This window comes from Corynebacterium nasorum, assembly GCF_022347325.1.
Classification (GTDB): domain Bacteria; phylum Actinomycetota; class Actinomycetes; order Mycobacteriales; family Mycobacteriaceae; genus Corynebacterium; species Corynebacterium kefirresidentii.
In genome coordinates, this window is record NZ_JAKRDU010000003.1 from 195,641 (window position 1) to 220,430 (window position 24,790).

The 24,790-nt window shown below is 59.0% G+C and carries 28 protein-coding genes; 20 read left to right on the forward strand and 8 right to left on the reverse strand.

The genetic code is table 11. The annotated features are described in order from the left end of the window. The first annotated feature begins 52 nt into the window (after positions 1-52). The 7 genes from hrcA to MHK05_RS04605 all read left to right on the forward strand — a co-directional run bounded on the left by hrcA (position 53) and on the right by MHK05_RS04605 (position 6,895). Entirely contained in the window at positions 53-1,102 is a 1,050-nt protein-coding gene (gene hrcA / locus MHK05_RS04575; RefSeq protein ID WP_239205112.1) for a heat-inducible transcriptional repressor HrcA, read from the forward strand. Between the two features lie 69 nt (positions 1,103-1,171). After that, complete coding sequence (gene dnaJ / locus MHK05_RS04580) at positions 1,172-2,323, forward strand: molecular chaperone DnaJ (RefSeq protein WP_200288779.1); 1,152 nt, start codon at positions 1,172-1,174, stop codon at positions 2,321-2,323. Continuing rightward, on the forward strand, positions 2,323-3,084 hold the full coding sequence (locus tag MHK05_RS04585) for a 16S rRNA (uracil(1498)-N(3))-methyltransferase (protein ID WP_239205114.1): 762 nt from the start codon (positions 2,323-2,325) through the stop codon (positions 3,082-3,084). The genes dnaJ and MHK05_RS04585 overlap by 1 nt, the downstream gene beginning before the upstream one ends. Before the next feature lie 23 nt (positions 3,085-3,107). After that, positions 3,108-4,088, forward strand: a complete 981-nt coding sequence (locus MHK05_RS04590; protein WP_239205116.1) for a PhoH family protein — start codon at positions 3,108-3,110, stop codon at positions 4,086-4,088. After that, entirely contained in the window at positions 4,085-4,702 is a 618-nt protein-coding gene (ybeY, locus tag MHK05_RS04595) for an rRNA maturation RNase YbeY (protein ID WP_200288782.1), read from the forward strand. Before MHK05_RS04590 ends, ybeY begins: the two co-directional genes overlap by 4 nt. A gap of 51 nt (positions 4,703-4,753) precedes the next feature. Further along, positions 4,754-5,602 carry a pyridoxal kinase PdxY gene (gene pdxY / locus MHK05_RS04600; protein ID WP_200288783.1) on the forward strand — a complete coding sequence of 283 codons (849 nt, stop codon included), beginning with the start codon at positions 4,754-4,756 and terminating at the stop codon, positions 5,600-5,602. 276 nt (positions 5,603-5,878) lie between these two features. Next, the gene (locus tag MHK05_RS04605) at positions 5,879-6,895 is read left to right on the forward strand and encodes a formamidase (RefSeq protein WP_200288784.1); all 1,017 of its coding nucleotides are present in this window, start codon (positions 5,879-5,881) and stop codon (positions 6,893-6,895) included. A 75-nt stretch (positions 6,896-6,970) separates the two neighbouring features. Here the strand turns inward: MHK05_RS04605 and MHK05_RS04610 are convergent, their stop codons facing one another. Then, positions 6,971-7,354 (reverse strand): hypothetical protein, encoded by a 384-nt coding sequence (locus MHK05_RS04610; RefSeq protein ID WP_239205118.1) that lies wholly within the window; start codon positions 7,352-7,354, stop codon positions 6,971-6,973. Between MHK05_RS04610 and MHK05_RS04615 the strand changes: the two genes are divergently transcribed. The 4 genes from MHK05_RS04615 (at position 7,353) to MHK05_RS04630 (ending at position 10,208) form a co-directional block, all read left to right on the forward strand. Beyond that, a complete protein-coding gene (locus MHK05_RS04615) occupies positions 7,353-7,499 on the forward strand; it encodes a hypothetical protein (protein ID WP_239205120.1) in 147 nt (48 codons plus the stop codon). The genes MHK05_RS04610 and MHK05_RS04615 overlap by 2 nt on opposite strands. 182 nt (positions 7,500-7,681) lie before the next feature. Further along, positions 7,682-8,719, forward strand: a complete 1,038-nt coding sequence (era, locus tag MHK05_RS04620; RefSeq protein ID WP_200288786.1) for a GTPase Era — start codon at positions 7,682-7,684, stop codon at positions 8,717-8,719. 6 nt (positions 8,720-8,725) lie between these two features. Beyond that, the gene (recO, locus tag MHK05_RS04625; protein ID WP_049361567.1) at positions 8,726-9,442 is read left to right on the forward strand and encodes a DNA repair protein RecO; all 717 of its coding nucleotides are present in this window, start codon (positions 8,726-8,728) and stop codon (positions 9,440-9,442) included. Between the two features lie 10 nt (positions 9,443-9,452). Continuing rightward, a complete protein-coding gene (locus tag MHK05_RS04630) occupies positions 9,453-10,208 on the forward strand; it encodes an isoprenyl transferase (protein WP_259825551.1) in 756 nt (251 codons plus the stop codon). A 24-nt stretch (positions 10,209-10,232) separates the two neighbouring features. Here MHK05_RS04630 and relB read toward each other — a convergent pair whose 3' ends face one another. Next, entirely contained in the window at positions 10,233-10,427 is a 195-nt protein-coding gene (gene relB / locus MHK05_RS04635; RefSeq protein ID WP_239205122.1) for a type II toxin-antitoxin system RelB family anti-toxin, read from the reverse strand. Between the two features lie 3 nt (positions 10,428-10,430). Next, positions 10,431-10,880 carry a hypothetical protein gene (locus MHK05_RS04640; RefSeq protein WP_239205124.1) on the reverse strand — a complete coding sequence of 150 codons (450 nt, stop codon included), beginning with the start codon at positions 10,878-10,880 and terminating at the stop codon, positions 10,431-10,433. Between the two features lie 138 nt (positions 10,881-11,018). Between MHK05_RS04640 and MHK05_RS04645 the strand changes: the two genes are divergently transcribed. Further along, the gene (locus MHK05_RS04645) at positions 11,019-11,681 is read left to right on the forward strand and encodes a CPBP family intramembrane glutamic endopeptidase (protein WP_239205126.1); all 663 of its coding nucleotides are present in this window, start codon (positions 11,019-11,021) and stop codon (positions 11,679-11,681) included. Between the two features lie 110 nt (positions 11,682-11,791). Here MHK05_RS04645 and MHK05_RS04650 read toward each other — a convergent pair whose 3' ends face one another. Together MHK05_RS04650 and MHK05_RS04655 are read right to left on the reverse strand one after the other, a co-directional pair. After that, a complete protein-coding gene (locus tag MHK05_RS04650) occupies positions 11,792-12,211 on the reverse strand; it encodes a Fur family transcriptional regulator (protein WP_049361563.1) in 420 nt (139 codons plus the stop codon). A 70-nt stretch (positions 12,212-12,281) separates the two neighbouring features. Next, a complete protein-coding gene (locus MHK05_RS04655) occupies positions 12,282-12,572 on the reverse strand; it encodes an ArsR/SmtB family transcription factor (RefSeq protein WP_049361562.1) in 291 nt (96 codons plus the stop codon). 184 nt (positions 12,573-12,756) lie between these two features. Between MHK05_RS04655 and MHK05_RS04660 the strand changes: the two genes are divergently transcribed. From MHK05_RS04660 to MHK05_RS04670, 3 genes are read left to right on the forward strand one after another with little or no spacing between them, the layout of a single operon-like run. Then, positions 12,757-14,136, forward strand: coding sequence for a glycine--tRNA ligase (locus MHK05_RS04660; RefSeq protein WP_239205128.1), 1,380 nt, complete (start codon positions 12,757-12,759; stop codon positions 14,134-14,136). 2 nt (positions 14,137-14,138) lie between these two features. Further along, positions 14,139-14,648 carry a hypothetical protein gene (locus MHK05_RS04665; RefSeq protein WP_239205130.1) on the forward strand — a complete coding sequence of 170 codons (510 nt, stop codon included), beginning with the start codon at positions 14,139-14,141 and terminating at the stop codon, positions 14,646-14,648. Further along, positions 14,648-15,094, forward strand: a complete 447-nt coding sequence (locus tag MHK05_RS04670) for a hypothetical protein (RefSeq protein ID WP_239205132.1) — start codon at positions 14,648-14,650, stop codon at positions 15,092-15,094. The genes MHK05_RS04665 and MHK05_RS04670 overlap by 1 nt, the downstream gene beginning before the upstream one ends. A 60-nt stretch (positions 15,095-15,154) precedes the next feature. On the opposite strand, the gene MHK05_RS04675 is transcribed toward MHK05_RS04670, so the two are convergent. Then, positions 15,155-17,179, reverse strand: coding sequence for a TPM domain-containing protein (locus MHK05_RS04675; RefSeq protein ID WP_239205134.1), 2,025 nt, complete (start codon positions 17,177-17,179; stop codon positions 15,155-15,157). Positions 17,180-17,233: 54 nt separating this feature from the next. On the opposite strand from MHK05_RS04675, the gene MHK05_RS04680 reads away from it, so the two are divergent. The 4 genes from MHK05_RS04680 to MHK05_RS04690 all read left to right on the forward strand — a co-directional run bounded on the left by MHK05_RS04680 (position 17,234) and on the right by MHK05_RS04690 (position 21,699). Continuing rightward, on the forward strand, positions 17,234-17,821 hold the full coding sequence (locus MHK05_RS04680) for a YdcF family protein (RefSeq protein ID WP_239205136.1): 588 nt from the start codon (positions 17,234-17,236) through the stop codon (positions 17,819-17,821). A gap of 202 nt (positions 17,822-18,023) precedes the next feature. Continuing rightward, a complete protein-coding gene (locus tag MHK05_RS11900; RefSeq protein ID WP_366918322.1) occupies positions 18,024-18,596 on the forward strand; it encodes an ABC transporter ATP-binding protein in 573 nt (190 codons plus the stop codon). Beyond that, positions 18,593-20,356 (forward strand): FtsX-like permease family protein, encoded by a 1,764-nt coding sequence (locus tag MHK05_RS04685; protein WP_239205138.1) that lies wholly within the window; start codon positions 18,593-18,595, stop codon positions 20,354-20,356. Before MHK05_RS11900 ends, MHK05_RS04685 begins: the two co-directional genes overlap by 4 nt. A 50-nt stretch (positions 20,357-20,406) precedes the next feature. Further along, on the forward strand, positions 20,407-21,699 hold the full coding sequence (locus MHK05_RS04690; protein ID WP_239205140.1) for a deoxyguanosinetriphosphate triphosphohydrolase: 1,293 nt from the start codon (positions 20,407-20,409) through the stop codon (positions 21,697-21,699). A gap of 150 nt (positions 21,700-21,849) precedes the next feature. Here the strand turns inward: MHK05_RS04690 and MHK05_RS04695 are convergent, their stop codons facing one another. Together MHK05_RS04695 and MHK05_RS04700 are read right to left on the reverse strand one after the other, a co-directional pair. Beyond that, on the reverse strand, positions 21,850-22,083 hold the full coding sequence (locus MHK05_RS04695) for a barstar family protein (RefSeq protein WP_239205142.1): 234 nt from the start codon (positions 22,081-22,083) through the stop codon (positions 21,850-21,852). 2 nt (positions 22,084-22,085) lie between these two features. Next, positions 22,086-22,547, reverse strand: coding sequence for a guanyl-specific ribonuclease (locus MHK05_RS04700; protein WP_239205144.1), 462 nt, complete (start codon positions 22,545-22,547; stop codon positions 22,086-22,088). Between the two features lie 211 nt (positions 22,548-22,758). Between MHK05_RS04700 and dnaG the strand changes: the two genes are divergently transcribed. Beyond that, on the forward strand, positions 22,759-24,681 hold the full coding sequence (gene dnaG / locus MHK05_RS04705; protein ID WP_239205146.1) for a DNA primase: 1,923 nt from the start codon (positions 22,759-22,761) through the stop codon (positions 24,679-24,681). The last annotated feature ends 109 nt before the right edge of the window (positions 24,682-24,790 follow it).

A 24,790-nucleotide genomic window follows, 5' to 3' on the forward strand; every position in this document is an offset into this window, starting at 1 on the left:
CCCAGCTAAACTCGAAAGCACGTGAAAGAGCCAAGCGAATAGGAGTGACAACGTGTCTACCTCAACCGATGCCCGCCGCAAGGAAGTCCTGCGCGCCATCGTGGCGGACTATATTGCCTCCCAAGAACCGGTCGGTTCTAAAACGCTGCTGGAGCGCTACCAGTTAGGTGTTTCTTCGGCCACGATTCGCAATGACATGGCCGTGCTGGAATCCCAGGGTCTTATCGCCCAACAGCACGCCAGCTCCGGCCGCGTGCCCACCCAGCAGGGCTACCGCCATTTTGTCGACTCCCTCCATGAGGTCAAGCCGCTTTCGACCCCGGAGCGCCGCGCGATGCTCAGTTTTTTGGAAGGCGGCGTGGACTTGGAAGACGTGCTGCGTCGCTCGGTGCAGCTATTGGCGCAGGTGACAAAGCAGGCGGCCGTCGTCCAGCTGCCCAACCTCAAGGTCTCGCGTGTTAAGCACTGCGAGGTTGTGGCGCTGTCCCCGGTGCGCCTGCTGCTGGTGCTTATTACCGATAACGGCCGCGTGGACCAGCGCAATGTGGAGCTCGATGAAATCATTGACCAGGACCAGACCTTCCGCCTGCGTGACATCGTCAATAGTGCGCTGGTAGGCAAGACGCTTACCGACGCCTCCGTGGAACTTGCCCACCTCGTCGATGACGCTCCCTTGGATATCCGCCACCATGTGCTCAAGGTGGCCACCACGCTCATCGAGACCCTAGTGGAGCAGCCCTCCGACCGGCTGATTATGGCCGGTGCCTCCAACCTGACGCGCGTGGCCCGCGAGTTTCCGGAAGGTTTACCCAAGATTATTGAGGCGTTGGAAGAACAGGTCGTCGTCCTCAAGCTGCTTGCCCGTGTGCCGGATCTAGGCAACGTCTCCGTGGTCATCGGCGAGGAAAACGAAGAAGACCAGTTGCGCCAAGCCTCCGTTGTGGCCACGGGCTATGGTCTCGGCACCGGCGATGAGGTGGCCACGCTCGGCGGCCTTGGCGTGGTGGGGCCTACCTTTATGGATTACTCGGGAACAATCTCTAAGGTCTCTGCCGTTGCACGGTATGTGAGCGAAATTTTGGCCGGCGAGCAGTGCGAGTAAACTAGCTGGCCGCGCATTATTTTTTCAAGTTAACCCCAACAAGACGAATTAGAAGGAATATCTCTTACAGTGGCTCGTGACTATTACGGCATCCTCGGTGTTGATAAAAACGCAACTGACCAGGAGATTAAGAAGGCTTACCGCAAAATGGCCCGCAAGTATCACCCGGATCTAAACCCGGATGATGAAACCGCGGCTGAGAAGTTCCGCGATGCCGCGCTGGCTCAGGAGGTCCTACTGGATCCGCAAAAGCGCCAGATCGTGGACATGGGCGGCGACCCCATGGAACAAGGCGGCGGTGGCGCCGGTGCGGGTGGATTTGGCGGCTTCGGTGGCGGCGGCCTCGGCGATATCTTCGCCGAGTTCTTTGGCGGCGGTGCTGGCGGCTCCCGCGGCCCGAAGTCCCGCGTCCAACCGGGCAATGATGCCCTGCTGCGCACTCGCATTACCTTGGAAGAGGCCTATACCGGCTTGAAGAAGAAGGTCACCGTGGATACCGCCGTGCTGTGTGATACCTGCGGCGGCACCGGCTCTGAGTCCAAGTCCAAGCCGGTTACTTGCGATAATTGCAATGGCATGGGCGAAATCCAGGAGATGCAGCGCAGCTTCTTGGGCAACGTGATGACCACCCGCCCGTGCCCGAAGTGCCAGGGCTTTGGCGAGGTCATCACCGATCCATGCAACCACTGCGCCGGCGACGGCCGCGTGAAGAAGCGTCGCGATATTACCGTTAATATCCCGGCCGGCATCAACGACGGCATGCGCATCCGCATGGCGTCCCAGGGCGAGGTCGGCCACGGCGGCGGCCCAGCCGGTGACCTCTATGTTGAGGTCCACACGGAGGAGCACCCCGTCTTCCAGCGCAATGCCGATGACTTGAACCTCACCGTGCGCGTGCCGATGATTGACGCAGCCTTGGGCACCAACTTCACCATCGACCAGCTCAATGGCGAAGAGCTCACCATCGATATCGAACCAGGCACCCAGCCGGGCGAGTCCATCAAGGTCGACGGTGCCGGCATGCCCCGCCTGCGCACCGATGGCTTTGGCAACCTCTTTGCCCATGTGGACGTCGTCGTGCCAAAGGACCTGGACCGCAAGACCCGCGAGTCCCTGGAGAAGATTCGCAACTCCCGCGACGAGGGCGCGCGCGTGCGCACCACCGGCGATGGCCAGGAGGAATCCTTTTTCAGCCGCATCCGCGATAAGTTCCGCCGCTAATGTCGCTCCCCGTCTTCATCCACCCGGACCTTTCCGCCGCGCGCACCGGCGAGGCCTTCAGCTTCTCCGGCCCGGAGGCCCGCCACGCCGTGACGGTCAAGCGCATGGGGGAGGGCGAGCGCCTCGAGCTTATCGACGGCACCGGTATCCGCCTCACCCTCACCATCACCGCCACCTCGGGTAAGGACTCCCTGGAAGGGCTAGTCGAATCCATCGACACCGCACCTGCTCTCGCCCCGCGGGTGACCGTGGTGCAGGCCATCCCGAAGTCCGAGCGTGCCGAGCTCGCCGTGGATCTGGCCACCCAAGCCGGCGCCGATGAAATCATTGCTTGGCAGGCAGACCGCTGCGTGGCCAAATGGGACGGCAAGAAGGCACCCAAAGCGGTGGCCAAGTGGCAGGCGGCCGCAGATTCTGCGGCCAAGCAATCCCGCCGCGCCCGCATCCCCCAGGTGCGCGGCCCGCTGACCACCCCGCAGCTCGTCCAAGAACTCAGCCGCGACCGTGCCGCCGGCGATTCGGCGTCTGCACCCACCGTGCTTGTCCTGCATGAAGAAGCCACCGCCTCCATCAAGGATGTCACGCTCGCAGACGATGTCGTTCTGCTCGTCGGCCCCGAGGGCGGCATCGGTGACGCCGAGCTCGATCGCCTCAAGGAGGCCGGCGCCACGCCTATCAAGCTCGGCCCGGAGGTGCTGCGCACAGCCAGCGCGGCAATGGTGGCGCTGGCGGCAATCGGCATGCGCACCCAGCGGTGGTAGCCGGCGCTGGTAGCCTAAAGCACGTGCCTATCATCACGAAGAAATGTGAGCTAGATTCCGCCTACGTCAGCATCGTGCTGGGTAGCGCGGACGATAACTTGCGCGTGCTCAATAACCGCCTGGATGCGGACCTTTTTGCCCGCGGCAATGTCGTTACTATCACCGGTCCCGATTATGAGGTGGCCCGCGCCGCGAAGATCCTCGACGAGCTCGAAGCCATCGCCCGCCGTGGCCACGCCGTATCCACCGATACGGTCAAGCACACGATGGACATGGTGGCGGTAGAGGCGCCGCAGTCGGTTTCGGCGGCGCTGGCGGCGGACATCGTCAAGCGCCGTGGCAAGGCCGTCCGCCCAAAGACGGTGGGCCAGTCCGAATACGTGCAGGCCATCGACGATAATACGGTGGTCTTTGGTATCGGCCCGGCCGGTTCCGGCAAGACCTACCTCGCGGTAGCCAAGGCGGTGCAGGCTCTGCAAACCAAGCAGGTCTCGCGCATTATTCTCACCCGCCCGGCTGTGGAGGCAGGGGAGAAGCTGGGCTTTTTGCCGGGCACGCTCAATGACAAGATTGATCCGTACCTGCGCCCGCTATACGACGCCCTGCGGGACATGCTCGATCCAGAGATGATCCCTAAGCTCATGGAGGCCGGCATCATCGAGGTCGCTCCGTTGGCTTATATGCGCGGCCGCACATTGAACGATGCGTTTGTCATCCTTGATGAAGCTCAAAACACCACGCCCGCGCAGATGAAAATGTTCCTCACCCGCTTGGGCTTTGGCTCCAAGATCGTGGTCACCGGTGACATATCCCAGGTAGACCTCCCACATGGCCAGGTCTCCGGCCTGCGCATCGTGCGCCGCATCCTGCGCAACGTGGAGGATATTCACTTTGCGGACTTGGGAGCGAAAGACGTGGTGCGCCACCAGCTGGTCGGGCGCATCGTCAATGCCTATGAGACCTTTGATAATAAGAAAGCCGCAGAATACGAGGGAATGGAATGAGTATCGAGTTTCTCAATGAATCCGGCTTCGAGGGCGTCAACGAGGAGATGCTGATTGACGTCGCTTCTTATGCCTTCGGCGCCATGGACATCAACCCCGATGCCGAGTGCACAATTACCTGCGTGGATTTGAAGACTATCGAGGATCTCCACGTGCGCTGGATGGATCTGGAGGGCCCTACTGATGTCATGAGCTTCCCCATGGATGAGCTCACCCCCGGTGCGATTGCTGGTGGCGGCCGCCCGGATGCCGCCGATCCAGGCCCGGCCATGTTGGGCGATATTGTGTTGTGCCCCGAATTCGCATTGCGCCAGGCCGATGCCGCTGGGCACTCCCTAGGTCACGAGCTTGCCCTGCTTACGGTCCACGGCTGCCTGCACCTGCTGGGCTATGACCACTCCACTCCGGCCGAGGAAAAGGAAATGTTCGGCCGCCAAAACGAGCTGCTTGCGGATTGGTACGACGATGTGGCCGATCGTGGCGTGGCTTATCAGCCCAAGCCTTCCGGGCCGAAGGCTTTTCCCGATGCCGCCGAACGCGCCAACCTGGACAAGCAGGTTCCTGGTGGGGGCATCCCTGCGGTGGGAGAACCACAAGATCGCCCGGAAGAATAATTTTTCGCTTTCTTTTGTGAGCGCGTGCGCCGCGTAGCACAATGGAAACCTATGACTATCCTTTCCATCCAGTCCCACGTCACCTACGGCCACGTTGGCAACTCTGCGGCCGTCTTTCCTCTGCAGCGCGCCGGCCATGAAGTATGGCCGGTCCACACGGTGAATTTCTCCAACCACACTGGCTACGGTGACTGGGGCGGGCCGATGATTCCGGCCAGCGATGTCACCTCCATTATCGATGGCATTGAAAAGCGCGGTGCCTTCCCACAGATTGACGCCATTCTGTCTGGCTACCAGGGCGGCGCCGACATTGCCGACGCCATCGTGGAAACCGTCCGCCGCATTAAGGCCGCTAACCCCAAGGCGCTTTACGCCTGCGATCCTGTAATGGGCAATGCTAAGTCCGGTTGCTTTGTCTCCGATGAGATCCCGCCGCTGCTGCGTGACCGCGTTGTGCCCGTTGCCGATATCATCACCCCCAACCAATTTGAGCTGGGCTACCTCACCGATTCCGAGGTCGGTACCCTCGATCAGACCCTCGCCGCGGTGAAGAAGGCGCAGGAAATCGGTCCAAAGACCGTTCTGGTTACCTCCGTCAAGCGTCCCGAGACCCCAGAGGGCCAGATTGAGATGCTCGCCGTTGACGGCGACCGCGCCTTCCTAGTGTCCACGCCACTATTGCCGTTTAAGCGTAACGGCTCCGGCGATGTCACCGCCGCCTTGTTTACCGGCCACTACACCGAGACCAGCGACGTTAAGGAGTCCTTGCGCCGCACCGCCTCCTCTGTCTACGACCTGCTGGAAAACACCTACGAGGCCGAGACTGCTGAGCTTCAGCTCATCCAGTCTCAGGATGTATTCGCACACCCGCGCATGCAGTTCCACGCGGAGGAGCTTTAGGCCTGGGCAATCTCTACGGAAAGCCCATTGTTGCGGACCCTATCCAGTGAGAGGTTAGGTTGCCTAGCGCAACACTGCGGCGTAATGCCACGCTAGGTCTAGCTTGATTTGGCCGAGCTGAGGATGCAGCCTCAGCTCGGCTTTCTTTATCTGCTCCTTGTATTACTTTCCGAGTCTCTCATATGAGACACCCACGCCTGCTTAAAAGTGGTATGGCGCATTATGCCCTATTAATATGGCGGAAGTCACGTTCTCATCAAGTAGAAGGAGCTCACCATGTCTAGTACCGGAAGCATCAGCGCCTCTCCCGACGGCCTTTTGATGGCACTCATTCAGTACCCCGTCCCCGTGGTTAACACCCCAGAGGACGTCCAAGCCAGCGTGGATGAAATCTGTCGCATGGTCGCCTCCACCAAGGCGGGCTACCCAGACCTCGATCTCATTGTCTTTCCGGAATATTCTTCCTCCGGTCTCAACACCAAGATTTGGTCCTATGATGAATTCCTCATTGGTCTCGATGATCCCAAGGTAGATCAGTTCAAGCAGGCTTGTAAGGAAAATGACGTTTGGGGCGTCTTCTCCATCATGGAGCCCAACCATGAGGAAGGAAAGCCACCATTTAATACCGCCATCATCATCAACTCCGATGGCGAAATTGCGCTGCACTACCGCAAGCTCCAGCCATGGACTCCTATCGAACCGTGGTACCCAGGCGATTTGGGTATGCCGGTATGTGACGGTCCCAAGGGTTCCAAGCTCGCCGTGAATATCTGCCACGATGGCATGTTCCCCGAGCTGGCACGCGAGGCCGCTTATAAGGGCGCCAATGTCTATATCCGCATTTCTGGCTACTCCACGCAGACCCAGGATCAGTGGATCATGACTAATAAGACCAATGCCTTCCAGAACCTCATGTTCACTGCTTCGGTGAACCTGGCTGGCTATGACAACACCTTCTACTACTTCGGTGAGGGCAACGTCTGCAACTACGATGGCCACATGATTTCTGAGGGTCACCGCAACCCCGGTGAAATCGTCACCGCTGAAATCTTCCCAGAACTGGCCGATAAGGCGCGCATCAACTGGGGCCTTGAAAACAACATCTTCAACCTGGGCAACCGCGGCTACGTTGGCTACCCCGGCGGCAAGACCGAAAACTATCTCACCTGGGTCGAGGACCTGGCCAAGGGTGAATACAAGCTTCCTTGGGCTGACGACGTCCGCATCAAGGACGGTTGGAAGTACTACCCGGACGGCCCGCAGCTTGGCCCGCTGCCGGACGAGTTTAAGTAAGCGCCGCTAAAACACACCTAAGCCCTGCACCCGTTTCGACGGGCGCAGGGCTTTTAGGCGGACGGAAGCTGCCCTTTAGTATTCGGGCGATTCAGATTCAGCAGCGCCGGAAAAGGTAGTGGTCTCAGGCGAATCGTAACCAGGAATCGACTCGTTCGGTGAATTTGACCAGTCCGACCCATCAGACTGGTACTCGGGCGGATCATAATGGCACAGCTCTGCATATTCCTCAGGAAATTCGTATCGGCCGCTGGGGTTTCCGCACACTCCTTCTGCGCGTGCAGCTCGGCGGTGTGCGGGTGTGTCACACAGATCCGTGGGCCTTTGCGTGCCGTCAGAAAATGTACCGAGGATGGTCAGGTTTCCCGGATCGCAATACAGCAATTCCGGCTCCGCTACTGCAGCCTGGGCCTGGGTCTCCGGCTCGGGAGCTACGCTATTTGCAGGTTCTTCAGACATGCTCTCTTCGCTGCTGCTGGTAGTGGCAGAAGAGGCCGTACTCGAAGAGCTGGTGGCGGACGAAGAAGAGGTCGTCGCAGAGGTAGTGCTCGTCTCTGCTGATGGCTCGGAATCGGGGAGGAGCAGGCGGAGAGGAAGAGGGTAAGAGCAGCGCTCAAAATGAGCGTAGGAGAGGTGCGGGGCATGGAGGAGCCTTTCCGGGGAGGCAGCACGGTTTGTGCTGGGGAGAAGAGGTTTCTCCATAGATTAGCCCTATTCTGTACCGCTGGTAGAAATTGGCCGTGAACTAATCGGAGATTTTGGCTCTGTGGGCTATTATTGCGGGTAATGAGTTCTGATTTTGATGCACAGTTTGATGCGGCATTCGAGGGTCTTCCAGAAGACCCCGATGATGCCGTGCCGGAAGGCGCCGAGAATGCGGCCGCCCCGCTTGACTATTCGCAGTACACCGACACCCCGGAAGGATTCCGTTCCGGCTTCGTGTCCTTTGTCGGCCGCCCGAATACCGGTAAATCGACGCTGACCAATGCCCTGGTAGGTCAGAAGATTGCGATTACGGCTGACCAGCCGGAGACCACCCGCCACACCATCCGTGGCTTGGTACACCGCGAAGATGCCCAAGTAATCGTCGTGGATACGCCGGGCCTACACCGCCCGCGCACCCTGTTGGGTGAGCGCCTCAATGAGGTAGTCAAGGATACCTACGCCGATGTGGATGTCATTGGCCTGACCATCCCGGCCGATGAGAAGATTGGCCCGGGTGACCGCTGGATCCTGGACAACGTGCGCTCCATTGCGCCGAAGACGCCGATCATCGGCATCGTCACCAAACTGGATAAAGCCAGCAAAGACCAGGTAGGCGCACAGCTTTTGGCCCTGCACGAGCTACTTTCCCAAGATGACCCGAATGCGGTAGTCATCCCGGTGTCCTCCAAGGAAGGTGTACAGCTTGATGAGCTGGTGCAGGTCATCGTGGATCACCTGCCAGAAGGCCCGAAGTTCTACCCAGATGATCACATCACCGATGAAGGCCAGGAAAAGCGCATCGAGGAACTCATTCGTGAGGCTGCATTATCCGGCTTGAAGGCGGAGCTGCCGCACTCGGTGGCGGTGCAGGTGGATGAGATGTTGCCATCGCGCACCCGTGAGGGTGTGCTGGATATCCACGCCATTTTGTATTTGGAGCGGCCTGGCCAAAAGCGCATTATCGAAGGCAAGGATGGCCTGCGCTTCCGCCGCATTGTGGGCAATGCTCGCAAAGAAATCATCGAGTTGCTGGGCCAGAACGTATACCTAGACTTGCGCATTAAAGTGCTGAAAAATTGGCAGTCTGACCCGAAGTCGCTGGGTAGGCTCGGGTTTTAAACCACTATGCGCGAGAACTATCGTGACCGCGCAGTGGTCATCCGCACCTACGATTTTGGTGAGGCCGATCGCGTCATTGTCCTACTCACCCGCGATCACGGCCTCGTGCGCGCGGTGGCCAAGGGCGTGCGCCGTGCCAAGTCGCGCTTTGGCTCACGCCTGCAGCTCTTCGTTAACCTTGATGTTCAGCTGTACGTGGGCAAGAACCTAGCCACCATTTCCCAAGCGGATACGGTGGATTACTTTGGCGCGCGCCTCATCGAGGACTATGAGCGTTACACGGCGGCCTGCGCGGTGCTGGAGTCAGCCGAGCGCCTGGCTTTTGCCGACGCAGCCCATGACCCCTACCTCTACGAATCCGTCACCGCGACCTTGGAGCGGCTGCAAACTGCGGACCCAACCATGACTCTGGATGCCTTCTTGCTGCAGGCGATGGCGCATGCCGGTTGGGCGCCGAGCCTTTTCAACTGTGCCCAGTGCAACCGGCCCGGCCCGCACCACGCCTTTCACCCGGCAGTTGGCGGGGCGGCGTGCCACGAATGCCGGCCGCCGGGTGCAGCCGAGGTGGATCCGGAAACGCTGCATCACCTGTGGCTTTTAGCGCATAACTACCCGACGAATCCCACGAATGCGCAAAAGCAGGAGGGGCATCGCCTAGCGCGGGCGCACCTGCAGTGGCACATGGAGCGCAATGTTTCCGCATTGCAGGTAATGGAGCAGTAGAATATAGCCCGTGATTACGCCAGACCCGAACCGCACTTTGACCCCGCCGAATATCCCGGATGAGTTCATGCCGCGCCATATTGCGCTGGTTATGGACGGCAATGGCCGCTGGGCCCAAGAGAAGGGCATGAAGCGCACCGAGGGGCATAGGCGCGGCGAAGCCGTGCTTCTTGACGTCGTCGATGCCTGCCTGGCCGCCGGCGTTCCTTATCTTTCGGCATATGCCTTCTCTACGGAGAATTGGCGCCGCAGCCCCGAGGAGGTCCGGTTCCTTATGGGCTTTAACCGCGACGTGCTGCGCCGCCAGCGCGAGTGGCTCAACGAGCGGGGCGTGCGCGTGGTGTGGGCTGGGCGCCGCCCGCGCCTATGGCGCTCAGTGATTAAGGAGCTCGAGGCCGCCCAAGAGCTGACCAAGGATAACACCAAGATGACCTTGGCCATGTGCGTGAACTACGGCGGTAGGGCAGAGCTGGTGGATGGTTTTCGGGACATCGCCAAGCAGGTTGCAGCCGGCGAGCTCACCCCGCGCGATATTAAGGAAGAAACCATCGCACAGCATCTCTATGACCCGGGCATGCCAGATGTCGATCTCTTCCTGCGCCCGTCCGGAGAGAAGCGCACCTCCAACTTCCTACTGTGGCAGTCGGCTTATGCGGAGATGATTTACCAGGATAAGCTCTTCCCGGATTTCACTCCGGAGGACCTTTTTGCCGCCATCGAGGAATACGCGCGGCGCGACCGCCGCTTCGGTGGCGTTAAGAAGTAACGCGCAGCACCAAAGTGGTGTGCTTTATACCTCGGGGATAAAGATGTCCTCGATTCGGCAGGAAAAGTGGCGCGCGATCTGAAATGCGAGGGGGAGCGAAGGATCGTAGCGCCCCTTTTCAATACTGATGACCGTTTGGCGCGATACGCCTAGCTCGGTGGCCAATCCTTGCTGCGAGAGACCTTGGCTCTCGCGAATCTCTTTGAGCCGGTTGTCCATGGTTTAACTCGCTGCCCGCTTGTGGGCAAAGTAGCTAATGCCAAAGGTTCCGGTGACAAAGACTCCTAGGATGAGCGTGAGCATGGAGCCCGAAACGTGGAAATCCCAAAAAGTAGAGACAACGCCCAAGCCACCGATGCCCAGGAGCATGGCGTGCAAGGTGTTTTCGGAGGCCTGCGAATACCAATGGGATTCGATGGAGTTTTCCGGATCGGGTGTTGCTCCGCGGATGGTGGACCGATCCACCATGAATCCCCAGCTAGCCGCCGTAGCAACAGGAAATAGGCACAGTGCGTACACGGCAAACGCTAGTAGCGGCGAATCATCGTGTACGAATGCGGCCACGATGGCGCCGGCGGCTGCAGCGAGGCCCGCGCCAGCCGCAACGGATAGTGTGAGGAGTTTGGTTTGGGTGCCACCAAACTTGGGGCGGCCAAAGCGGGTGGTCTGCAAGGAGGCCTCCTGAAATAAGTGGTTGTAAAGCGTGCTTGACACTCATCTTATGTGAAGCGTCCTTTACTGTAAAGGGTGCTTTACTTCTTGGGTGAGATTCGTTCTTAAGGATGAGTGGCAGCCTTTTAGGGTGGAGGCATGGCAGAAGACGACATCAGACTAAAAGACGCACTTATCGGAATCGTGGCCATCAGTGCCATGGATGTTTTATTGGTAGTGACAGTTTTTGTCATGATGAAGTCTGGCTTGGCTGCGGGCGGACTGGGCACGATTATGCCCGCTGCGCTTGCTCTTTCGGTGGCGGTGCCGACGGCTGCGTTGGTGTACTACCTCAAGCATCGGGGGATTGGCCTGGGCTTTCTGCCTTTGGGTAGGCGTGGTTGGCACTTGCTGTGGCAGGTGCCCCTTGTGATTCTGGCGGCGGGGGTCGCAGCCGCGATTGTGGGGCCACTGTTGGGGATATCGCCCTCGGACAATACATCTGCAGCTGATGGGCGCGGTGTTATGGTCGTCGTGTCTTTGGCGTGCTATCTCTTGCTGGCGCCGCTGGCGGAAGAGATTGTGTTTCGCCGCTTGCTGATGGGGTATCTAGATCGCAGCGTCCCAGCCTTTGCCAGCGTGATCCTCAGCTCGTTGTTGTTTGGTGTCGCCCATATTGCGCCGCCGGTCATTGTGTATGCGACTTTTCTGGGGATGGGGTGCGCGCTAGTGACCCGCTTCCACAATTCGCTGCGCGCAGGCTTTATTGTGCACTTGGTCAATAATGTGGTCGTGCAGTTGATTGCGGTCTCGGCGCTATAGTCTTGGCGTGGAAGGCGCTGCCACAGTCGGGCCGCGCAAGAAAACCCCAGGCTCCGGAGTGGAGACTGGGGCTAGGGGAGGAGCGGCTTCACTAGGCGGAGTGGGGATGCTTAGGCGGAAGCGGCGCAGTTGCTGCAGATGCCAAAGACCTCGGCATCGTGGCCGGTGAGCTCGAAGCCGTACTCCTTGGCCACGGAGGTCGCCCACTTTTCAATGGGGCCACCGTCGATTTCCTCGGTGCGGCCACACTTGGTGCATACCAAGTGGTGGTGATGGGCGTCGGTCTCGCAATGGCGGTAGAGGGTTTCGCCATTGGGCATGTGGAGCGCGTCCACTGCATCGATATCGGTTAGGGACTGCAGGGTGCGGTACACGGTTGTCAGACCCACCTTTTCCTCCCGCTCCTGGAGTTCGTGATAGATCTCCTTGGCGGAGGCGAATTTCTCCATATCCCGCAGCACCTCGACGACTGCGGTGCGCTGCTTGGTATTGCGCGCTCCTAGTTTGGGAATACTGTCGTGTAAAGCCATGACCATTATATTATCAATTCTTTTTCAACAACTGCATAGTCGGGCGGCTTTATATGCAAGGAGGGAAGGGCTAGGAGGCGATCCTTGCGGCGTCGGCAAGCAAGTCCAATACCTGCGGCGCAATGAGTGAGTAGGTCACCTCGCGCCCGCTGCGCTCGGAGTCAACAATGCCCGCTTGCTTGAGGACGCGCAGGTGCTGGCTAATGAGCGGCTGGGACTTGCCGGTGGCTTTAACGATCTCGTGTACAAAGTGATCGCGCTCAGCCAAGCGGGAGATGATGGCGATGCGTAGGGGCGAATCGAGGGCAGCGATCACGCCGGCAGCCGCAGAAGTATTAATCGCCGTATCAGTGGTCGTCATAGGGAATGTCACCTTCAATTAAATACCTATTACCTGTCGGTCACCCTTATATTACCCGATGTGTGCAATAGCTTGTATATATTTCAAATTAAATTCATGCCCCAATCCCACCGCAGGAGAGTGCTACGGGTTAGACTGAACGAGATTGTCAAGACTGTCCCCTACCAGAGGAGTCCGAAAACTTATGGCATCCGTCATCGATACCGTTGTAAACCTGTGTAAGCGCCGCGGCTTGGTCTACCAGGCAGGTGAAATTTACGGCGGTTCCCGCTCCGCGTGGGACTACGGCCCTCTTGGTGTGGAACTGAAAGAGAACATCAAGCGCCAGTGGTGGCGCCACATGGTCCAGTCCCGCGCAGACGTTGTGGGTGTAGATACCTCCGTCATCCAGCCGCGCCAGGTCTGGGTATCTTCCGGTCACGTTGAGGTGTTCTCTGACCCGCTGGTGGAATCCCGCCACACGGGCAAGCGCTACCGCGCCGACCACCTCATTGAAGCTTATGAGGAAAAGCACGGCCACGAGCCAGAAAACGGACTGGCAGATATCAATGACCCGGAAACCGGTCAGCCGGGCGACTGGACCGAGCCAAAGGCCTTTTCCGGCCTGCTCAAGACCTTCCTGGGGCCAGTCGATGACGAGCAGGGCCTGCACTACCTGCGTCCGGAGACCGCACAGGGCATCTTCGTCAACTTCAAGAACGTGATGACCTCCTCGCGCATGAAGCCACCGTTTGGCATTGCGAATATTGGCAAGTCCTTCCGCAATGAGATCACCCCAGGTAACTTCATCTTCCGTACCCGCGAGTTCGAGCAGATGGAGATGGAGTTCTTCGTTAAGCCAGGCGAGGACGAAGAGTGGCACCAGTACTGGATTGATGACCGCTACAACTGGTACGTAGATCTGGGCATCAAGGAAGAAAACCTGCGCCTATACGAGCACCCGAAGGAAAAGCTCTCCCACTATTCCAAGCGCACCGTGGACGTGGAGTACGCCTTTGGCTTCAAGGGCTCCAAGTGGGGCGAGCTGGAAGGCGTGGCCAACCGCACGGACTATGACCTGTCCGTACACGCCAAGGGCTCGGGCGAGGACCTGTCCTACTATGACCAGGCCAATGACGAGCGCTGGACCCCGTACGTCATCGAGCCGGCTGCCGGCCTGGGCCGTTCCATGATGGCCTTCTTGGTGGATGCCTATGACGAGGAAGAAGCCCCGAACGCCAAGGGCGGCACCGATAAGCGCGTGGTTCTGCGTTTGGACCGCCGCCTAGCGCCGATCAAGGTAGCCGTACTTCCGCTGTCGAAGAAGGAAGAACTTTCTGAGCCTGCCCGCAAGCTGGCCGATAAGCTGCGCGCTTATTGGAACGTGGACTTTGACGTCTCCGGCGCCATCGGCCGCCGCTACCGCCGCCAGGATGAGATCGGTACCCCGTTCTGCGTCACCTTCGACTTCGACACCCTCGATGATGATGCCGTAACTGTGCGCGAGCGCGACTCGATGGAGCAGGAGCGCGTGAAGCTCGATGACCTCGAGGCCTACCTCGCCGCTCGCCTGATTGGGTGCTAGGGATGCATTACACCAGCTGGGATCGCTCTGACCGCGCAAAACCCGTGCTCTTGGCCGAAGACGGCCCGGAGCAGCTGGGCGTATTCTCGGAGCATTCCGCGGAGGTCGACAGCCACTTCTGGCGCACCGAGGTCAGTGATCTAGGCGCCTCTGCCACGCTTGCCGATGGCTCCATCTACCGCCTCGCAGGCCGCCCCGGCCGCGATAAGCGCCTAGAGGCATCGCTTAACGGCCGCACTTTTCACTTCGTTAATGAAAATAGCGGCGACTGGATCATCGATGATGTCGATGATGACAAGGTAGGCCAGTTCTCCTCCCGCAACTCTGGGGTGCGCAAGTCCATCCTCGAATTCGAGCACGATGCCGAAGGACTCACCACCGCCGAAGTCGCCGGCTTGAGCTGGTTTACCCGCGTCATCCTTGATGCCAATACTCAAGGCAAGGCCTGGGCATGGATCATCACCTTGGTCCTCGCCTCCATCGCTGCCATCCTCGCGCTGTTCATCTTCTAATGACTGCGCAGTGGACTTGGCGCGCGGATGCGCTCACCAACGCCGCAGGGGAGCAACTGGCTTTCGTGCGCGACGGTGTGCTCATCACAGCGGGCGGGGAGCGCCTTTCCCTAGAATCCTCGCTGGATTCTTCCTCCCCGCGCTTCTTCTTGCGCGCGCGGACCGCGGTGGGCGAGGATTTCTCGGTCTCCCAGGCCGGGATTACCGTCACCCGCCTGCGTGCGGCCTGCGGGGAGCGCGAGTACCTGCTAGAACGCCGCAACCCCTTCCGCCGCGAGCGCCGCATCGTAGCTCGCCGCTCGGGCGCCGAGGTTGCCAGCACCGCCCCGGCCGGCGCGGGCCTCCGCGTGAGCGTGGGCGTCGGCGAGCTTCCGGAGCTAGACGCCATGTTTTTGAGCTATGCCTGCGCGCTTCTCGACGCCACCCCGCGCACCCTGCGCACCTAGTCCGGCGCAATCAACGAAGGCGCCGCCCACGGAGAGTGAGACGGGGCGGCCTTTGCTCGGCTAGACGGAGCCGCCGCGGAAGCCGCCTCCGTCGCCGCCGCCGAAGTCTCCGCCGCCAAAGCTGCCTCCACCAAAGCCGCCGCCTCCGAAACCGCCACCAAAGCCGCGGCCGCCGCCGAGCATTTGGCCCAGGACCATACCGGTGACGATATTGCCGGCCGCGTTGCCCATCTGCTGGCGCTGCTGGCGGCGACGGTGTTCGTCGATGTCATCCTTGGCGCGCTGCAGCGCTGCCTGGGCCGCGGCTACCGCTTCGCGGGAGGACTGCAGGGCGGCGCGGATATCGCTGCGCTCGGTGTGGAGGGCTTGGGCGTGGAGACGTTTGGCGTCGGCAAGCGCGGTGCGTGCGCCCGAGCCGATGATGCGCCCGCGGGAGGAAATGAGGTCCTCCGCAGCCTGGATATTAGATTCCGCCACGGAAATCTGCTGGCGGAAGAGATCAAGTTGGCGCGCGTGGGTGGAGGTCTTTTCCCGCACGCGGTCAAGCGCCTCATCCAGCTGCGTGTCAATAGAAGTAAGTGCGGTGTGCTGGCCCAATGGATCCTGCTGGCCTTGGGCCTTGGCCTCAGTGACTGCGGAGCCAGCGCGACCGAGCAGTTCCTCGAGCGCGTTCCAATCCGCCGTGGTTCCCTGCGCCTTGCCTTGGCGCTCGAGCTCGCGGGCTTCGTCGATTTCGCCTTCGACTTCGGCAATGAGGGACTCGAGGTTAGCGCGGGCGGTGGCGATATTCTCCTCCGCGTTTTCCACGCCGGAAATTAGGCGATCCGTCATCGCGCAGGCATGTTCACTATCGCGGATGAGCCCCACCAGCGGGCCCTGCTGACCGGCCGGCTGGGCCTGGACCCCGCGGGCCTTTTCTAGCAGTTTTTCTGCTTCATCAAGCGAAGCGGCGGCAAGCTCCGGGTTATCGGCAATGGAGGACAAAACGTGCTCGTCATAGTTGCCTTTCAACCGAGCCAACGTGGATTCGGCCTCCGGTAGGCGGGCGCGCAGGCCCACAGTGCGCTGGGTGAGCTCGTCCAGTTTCTCATCGGAGTGGATAAGTAGGTCGCGCATCTGGGCAAATTCCGCGGCCTGCGCATCCAGGGCATCATCGGCCTGACCACAGGAAGAGACGATGTCCACGAGCATCTGGCGCCGTTCGGCCGGGGACTCCGGAACGGCATCATCGAGGCGCTGGCGTAGGTGGAAGGCCTTTTGCAGGGTAGAAGTAGAGTGGTTCATCGCCTTGGTAAACGGGCGCACGCGCTCTGGACCAAACTCCGAAAGCGCGATATTGAGCTCCTCCTTGCCGCGGCGAATGGACTCATCGGTCGAGACCAACTCTTCCTGCGCCAACTGGTCCAAGGTCTCAAGTGACAAACGGTTGAGCTGATCGGTATCGCCCGGGGCGATTTCGCGGGCCGACTCGAGCGTTTGCGCCTTATTCTTCTTAGTATTGCGGCGGGAGTAGTACATGATTCCGCCACCGGCGGCGACAATGGCGGCCGCGCCACCGCCCAGCCACGCTAGGCCGGAAGAATCGGAAGAGTTGGAGCTGCTGGTGTTGCCCAGGGCGGCGTCGGCAAGCGCGAGGGCGGAAGCACCGTACTCATCGCTGGTCAGCTTGTCATAGGCAGCGTCATACATCTGGTCGAGCCGGCCTTTGGGCCAAGCTTTGCCGGTCTGCACGCCCATTTTGCGGTCATCGACGGACAGGACATACACCGCAGAGTTTTCCCCCTTGTCCTTGACCACTTGGGCGGCATAGCTTTCCGGATCCGTATCTAGCTTATTGGTGATGTAGACAAAGAGGACCCGGTGCTCATCCTTTTGCAGCTGGCCAATCTTTTCTCTCAGCTCAGCCTTTTCTTGGGTGCTTAAAACGCCCGCGTCATCGGTAACCTTCTCCGTGAGGGTGGCCGTACCGGTGCCTTGCGCCACGATGGTGTTTTCAGCGGCAAAGGCAGGCCCCGCACCGATGGAGGTGCAGCCCAAGATGAAAGCGGCGATGGCCGCGCGGCCCAAACGTGCACTCAAATTCATGCCCACCACTTTACCGGCTCCACTTAGCTCTTCGGCGGGTAGTGTAATGGGGCAGTGAAGTACGTAATTGTTTTAGGCACCGCCCAATATGACGGCCGGCCCTCCCGCATCCTTGCCGGACGCCTGCGCCACGCCGGCGAGCTAGCCACGGCCGTGGGCCTGGAAGTCATTACCGTGGGCGGCAAGCTGCCCGGCGATAGGTTTACCGAGGCCGGCGTCGGCCGCACCTTTCTGCGCGAGCATTTCCCGCACCTGACCGTCCACGCGGTGGAGGAGGGGATGGATACCCGCAGCTCCCTGAAGGCGGTCAAGGAAGCCTTCGCGCTTGCCGACGCCACCATCATCACCGATCCCCTCCACCGCCTGCGCACCGCACTCATCGCCCGCCAGGAAGGACTAAAAGCCACCGTATCCGGCACGCCGTATTACCCTGCCGCACGCTTTTCCACACCCTGGTGGCGCTATCTTGCCCACGAAACCGGTGGCGTGGCCTACGCGCTGGTAGCAGGACTTTTGCCCCCGCGCGGTGCCGCCGCACTGCGCAATGGGTTCTACCGCGTGGAGCGGGTGTTGCGCCCGAATCAGAAGCTGCGGCATCAGACGATTGAGCAGGAAGATAGGGATTCTTTTCCCCGGCGATAAGAAGCATCGCATGATATTTTTTAAGCTGCCGATGCATTTCTAGGGGAGAAGGGTTTCTTTTCCACTACATCAGGAAATAACACCGAGCCATGTTGGTCAGCGCTGAAATGCTACGAAGCCTCAGGAGGAAAGCGTGTTAAAACTGGAGAACCTGTCTGTAAAGCTAAGCAGGAAAAGTAGCCCGCTATTCTCTATCGACTCTGTGCATGAGCCAGGTACCCTCACTTGGATTCGAGGCGCCTCTGGGTCCGGCAAATCCACGCTGCTTCGCGTTATCTCTGGACTCCAGAAGCCAACATCAGGAACCGTCAGTATTTTCGGACATGATTTATGGAGCTCTTCTGCTCGAAATAGAGATAGGCTTCGAGCTAAATCGATGGGAATAGTGTTTCAAGATTCCGGCGTAGTGCCCTGTTTGACAATCGACGAAAACCTTTCCTTCGCACAAGGGCTAAGCGGAGCCACTGCGGACTCGGACGCTAATAGCTCTTTGCTAGCTCAACTCAATATGAGTGAATACGGAGCCTCTCTACCGCACGAGCTTTCAGGGGGACAACGCCAACGCGCGGCCATAGCAACTGCAATGTCCAAAAAGCCCCAACTCGTTTTCGCAGACGAACCGACGAGTGCCTTGGATGAGGACAACACATATTCAGTGTTGCGATATCTGCATAATTACACAGTAAGAAACCACGCAATCGCCTTGGTAGTTTCCCACGATGATCGTTTAGCGCAGTTTTGTGATCAGGTTTTGGAACTCGGGGTAAACCAATGAATTTTCGCGCTGTGGAAGCGAGGATCCGTAAGAGCACTTTTGTGGAGAGTATCCCGTTACTAGCTACCTCGTTTGTGCTTTTCTTCTTTGTCTGTCTGTTAGTCTCCACAGTAGCGGCGGACAAGGTAGCCGAATCTATGTCAATGGGGCTGATGTATTCGGCTTTCATATCGATCATTCCCTTTGCTCTGGCGCTCAAATACTGCTTTAGGCATGTGGTGGAGGGGAGGCGCCACCACTATGAGGCGCTTCGTTTATTTGGGTTAACATTAAAACGAATTCGCCGAGTGCTATTCCTTGAGCTACTTACGGTTTATTTTTTCTTTTCAATAGTTAGCGCAGTTCTGGTTCCAGTGCTGATGAAGCCAATCTTCCTGGTTCTGTATTCGGGTTTTGGCATTGATCTTCCTCAAGGACTCCCTTCACCACTACTCGTCGCTGTGATCTCATGGTGCGCTATCGTTTGTCTGAGCTTCGTTCCTTTCCAACAGGAAACGAGAGTTTTGGAGGATTTGAGCCAAGGCCCAACTCGCATAGATCCAACTCCAAGGAATCCGCGGGCTGCAGAACTCCTTCGATATCCGCTGGGGATAGCAGCCTGTGTTGTATTGCTAGTGGGATTTGTGGCGATGCCCCAAGCGGATCCATCTAGTAGGTGGCCGTTTATTTTCGTCTACTGCGTGCCCTTCTTGGTGAGTGCTGCCTCTGTATTTGTCTACGCGGTTGTCTTATATTCCGCCGAATACCTCTCCCTCAAGTTTGGGGGATGGAATCCTCCGATTTTGGGAGTCCGATATGCGCGATCTTTTATCGCCACCACCATATTGCGGGTCTCTTGTATTTTTATCTTGTTTCCCATCATTCCTTTTATTGCGAATGATTCGGCACTCTACTCAGCACGGGAAGAATTAGCTGACAATGTGAAGAACGTGTATGTAGGGTCGCCGCAGGATGAACAAACTATCAGCACATCCACTGCCCAAAACATTTGTCAGGATCACGCCGCAGATTGCCTAGGAGTTCTTAGCTGGGTGCCTGCTGACCAAGACTCGGAAGAGCTCCAACCTTCCACCATGGAAGAAGGCGCTGTCTTTGCGCTGGTAGAAGATCGGGACGGAACAGTAAGTTCCTTGGTTAATGACCGAGAGGTAGTTGAGACGGAACCCCGATCGCCGTTTGACCAAACGTGGATGCGGCCATGGGATAAAACCTTTAATTCTGAAGCAGATCCTTCTTGGGGAACGGGCGAAAGGCAAGACGAAGGTTATGCTGTAGCCATTTTTTCGAAGCAAGTGGAATTGAGCGACAGCCAAGCGATGGAGGTTGTAGGCGCTCAGCAATGGGCAGAAAACCTACCTTCAACGTTGCTTTACGGTCCAAACGGTACCGGTACAAGCGAATTTATTCCGTTGTTTGCCTATGTGATTGTTGGGGGAGCAGTTCTCATCTTCGGACTGGCCTTAGCACAACAAGGTCGGCTTATCCGCTTCACTAAAACCATTTGGGAACAAGGCGTCTCAGTTGCAGAAGCGCACAGAAACAGGAAATTGGCCAATTGTTTGCCTTCGGCTTTTGCGTTGGCTTTGTCGCTAGGAGCAGCTGCTCTACTGAGCACGTATATGGACTCTTATATAGCGCATAAACTTGTATTGCACTTTCCGGATGTCCCATTTGGACTCATATTTTTCTTGGTGGTGGTTGTGGGCCTGGCAGCGGTGGGCAGCAACTTTGTGAAAGGCCCGCGGCCTGCTAAAAACTAGGCGGCCACGTTGCTCACCCAAAAGGCCAGTTCACGGAATATGCTTGGGTCGTGTCCTATTCTTATTCCGCCGCCGACTTCGCCCGCCTGGCCGATGAAAAGCCGAAGGGCTCAGCCTTCCATACCGTGGAAGAACATCGCGGCGTCTTTGCCCGTGACCGCGCCCGCGTGCTGCACTCGGCAGCCTTGCGGCGTCTGGCCGATAAAACTCAGGTCGTCGGGCCGCGCGATGGCGATACTCCACGCACCCGTCTGACCCACTCGCTGGAGGTGGGCCAAATTGCGCGGAGCATCGGTGCTGGACTCGGACTCGATCCTGATCTATGCGATATGGCGGGGCTTACCCATGACATCGGCCACCCGCCCTATGGGCACAATGGCGAAAACGCACTCAATGAGGTCGCCCTCAACGGCTTTGAAGGAAACGCGCAGACCCTGCGCATCCTCACCCGCCTAGAGCCCAAGATCATCGTGGACGATGCCAGCGGCGTGCCGCGCAGCTTCGGCCTCAACCTCACCCGCGCCGCCCTCGACGGTGCCTGCAAATACCCCTGGACCAAAACCAATCCCGATGGCAGCGCCAACCGCAAATACGGTGCTTATGACGAGGACGCGGATCTGCTCGAGTGGCTGCGTGAGGGCCATAGCGATAATCGCAAATGCATCGAAGCTCAGGTCATGGACTGGTCCGATGACATCGCCTACTCCGTGCATGATGTGGAAGACGGCATTATTTCCCGGCGCATCTCCCTCAATGTTCTGTGGGACCTAGTTGAGCTAGCCCAGCTGGCAGAAAAGGGCGCTAAAGCTTTTGGCGGCACCGCCGATGAGCTCTTGGAGGCGGCCGATAGCCTGCGCAACTTAAGCGTCATCAACGCCATCGGCGATTTTGATTACTCCTTGCGCGACTATGCCAATTTGAAGAAGATGACCTCTGAGCTCGTAGGCCGCTATGTCGGCGCGACCGTCGGTGCCACCAGCGAAGCCAATGCCGAGCTCATCGCCTCCAATACCCTTGGCCGCATGCACGGTGACCTCGTCGTGCCTAAAAAAGCCGAGGCCGAGGTCAAGCTGCTTAAAACCATCGCGGTCCTCTATGTCATGGATGAGCCCGCCCACCTTGCCCGCCAGGACCGTCAACGCGAGCGCATCTACCGCGTCTACGATTACCTTGTCGCCGGCGCCCCTGGCTCCCTCGATGCCACCTTCCGGCTGTGGTGGGAGCAAGCCGAAACTGACGCCGCCCGCGACCGCGCCATCATTGACCAAATTGCGTCTATGACCGAGTCTCGCCTCGAGCGCTTGGCCCGCCGGAGTGCGGAGCTGTCTGGGTTCCTCAGCTAAACCTGGCTTGCCCACCACCGCGCTAGAGTTAGGTCGAGAGTCATCAGGCCGATCTGAGCGCGAAAAGGCCGAATTGAGAGCTCAAAACCCTCAATTCGGCCTCATATCTATGGACCTAACGCCTCAGCTCCAACCCCAGGGCCCGAGTCGCTAGCGCACCAACGCGACACCTTGGTCCTCGAGCACGCTAGCTACCGCCGCTAGGTCCTCGCCTTCGATATCCATATTGGAGGCAACGATGACGCTGGTGCGCTGCTCGCGTAGGAAATCCGCTAGGTCATCGAGGTTGCGCGGGCTGCAGTCTTCGCAGCCGCGGGTGCGGCCGAGTGCGTTAAAGAAGTCCGCGCGGGTGCGGATGTGTTCAGTAATGAGGATGCGTCGCATGATTACTCCTCTGCGTCCGGAATAGAACAGAAGCTTTCATAGTGGTCATCGGTGTAGTACCACACGTCTGGGTCGGTCTCGCTGCCGCCACCGGTGATAATGCGGCGGGCGCCGCGGTTGTGTCTGCCGGGGGTTTCTACCGTGTATTCGCGGTAGTAATTCTTGTCCTGCTGGGGCAGCCGGCCCTCGTAATTGCCAAAGCGGGCGTTGTCATTATCCGGGTAGTCGTAGGTGCCACCGGCCAAGATATCGTCTGCGGTGTCTTTGGCCTCGGCGGGTAGGGAAGACATCGTGCAGGTATCGGCGTCGCCAGTCGCGGCCGCTTGGGTCGACTCAGAAGTGGAGGAAGCAGCGGAATCACCATCGCCGCCGAGATCGAAGCCGAAGTAGCTTGCTACGACGACAAGCGCAAGGCCACCGAGGGCAACGGGGAGCGATTTCTTGGACGCTTTGGACTTGGGCATACCTTTATTGTTGCAGGTGCGGCGCTAAAAGTATAAATCGCCCTGGGCCAATAGAGAGGTCAAAAATTCCCCCGTCACGGGGGTAGGTAACAGCGTGGGTAAAGTACCCCAACAGAGGGTAATTTGCGCCCAAACTGTGAACCCTGGCGAAGGGCACCTTCCTGTCCTAGGCAGTTAAGCGTTCCCACCGCGCGCGGGGTAGTCTGTACGCATGGCAAAAGGCAGAATTCCGGACAGCGATATCCAAGCTATCCGTGAACGCGCGCCTTTAGAAGAAATCGTCGGCGAGTACGTGCAGCTCAAGCCCGCCGGGCACGATTCGCTTAAGGGCCTTAGCCCCTTCAAGGATGAAAAGACTCCGTCCTTTCACGTGCGCCCGCAGCGCGGCTACTACCACTGCTTTTCCACCGGCAAGGGTGGCGATGTATTCAGCTTCCTGATGGAAATGGAGCAGGTCTCCTTCCCAGAAGCGGTTGAAGCGGTAGCGCAGAAGATCGGCTATCACATCAACTACCAGGGCGGTTCTACGGGCGCGCGCAATGAGAAGCCGGGCACGCGGCAGCGCCTCATCGCTGCCAATAAAGCCGCCCACGAGTTTTACCGCCAGCAGTTGGAGACCCCACAAGCGGCTACAGCCCGCGATTTCCTGCTGGATCGCGGTTTTTCCCGCGAGGTCATCTATGACTTCGAGTGCGGCTATGCCCCAGAGGGATGGGATACGGCTACCAAACACCTGCTGCGCCTAGGCTTTTCCTTTGAAGAGCTGGAAGCAGCTGGCATTTCCAAGATGGGCAAGCGTGGTCCCATCGACCGCTTCCATCGTCGTTTGCTGTGGCCGATTAAGGACCTTTCCGGCAACGTCATTGGCTTTGGCGCCCGCAAGCTTTTCGACGACGACAAGCTCGGCAAGTACATGAACACCTCTGAGACCATGCTCTACCGCAAGTCCAAGGTGCTCTTTGGCCTCGATTTGGCCAAGCGCAATATCGCCGAAAACCACCAAGCCGTGGTGGTAGAAGGCTACACGGATGTCATGGCCATGTATGCCGCAGGCGTCAAGACCGCTGTTGCTTCCTGTGGTACCGCCTTTGGCGGCGAGCACCTGCAGGTGCTGCGCCGACTCATGCTGGATGATTCCTACTTCAATGGCGAGCTCATCTATACCTTTGACGGCGATGAGGCAGGGCAGAAGGCCGCCATGCGCGCCTTTGACGGCGAGCAAAAGTTCACCGGTCAATCCTTTGTCTCCGTAGCGCCCGACGGCATGGATCCGTGCGATCTGCGTCTGCACAAAGGCGATGCCGCCGTGCGCGAGCTCATCGCGGACCGCATCCCCATGTTCGAGTTCGTTATCCAGTCCGTCATCGCGGAATACAGCATTGACAGCGCCGAGGGGCGCCTGCAGGCCCTGCGCCGCGCGGTACCCGTGGTCGCACAGATCCGTGATCAACCTTTGCAGCGTGAATATGCCCGGCGTCTAGCAGGTTGGGTGGGCTGGCCGGATCCGGAAGAGGTTCTCCGGCAGGTGCGCGCGGAGGCACGCAAGCCCAAGAAAGCCGAAAAGCCCACCATTCGTCGCTTCGACAATGCGAAGCAGCAGCCGGCACAGCAGGACGTGCCGATGATCCATCCGCCGAGCCCGAAGGAGACCCACCTGTGGCCTCAGCGCGAGGCCCTCAAGCTGGCCTTGCAGATGCCGCAGGTGGCAGGTTCCTATTTCGATGGCATTACTGCCGACGCCTATACCAACGACGCCTACCGCCTCGTGCGCCAAGCCATTTCTACCGTGGGTGGCGCAGCTCAGGGCGCCACCATGCCGGCCGTGGAGTGGATCGCCGCGGTGGCCGGGGAAATGCAGGATCTCACCGGCCGCAACTTCGTCTCGGAGCTTGCCGTAGAGGCCATTTTGCCAACCGACGTCGGCCCCGAAAAATACGCTGACTCCGTGCTTTCCCGCCTGCAAGAAACCGTGGTGGGAGATCAAATTGCCCAGCTGAAGGCTCGTCTTGGCCGCATGCGTCCCTCTGATGATGAGGCTAGCTATAACTCGCTTTTTGCTGACCTCGTCGCTTTAGAGCAAGCCCGTCGCGATCTCAATGACCGCGCCTTCCGCGGCACGCCTCTTGATTTCTAGTGGTCGTGGAAACACCTGACATGGGTTAGGTGATTGTGTGGAGTCGAAATGGGTTCCGGATTCTGTTGTTGTGGCGCGGTTTGCGTCGTTGGTTCGGGCTGGTAGTTCA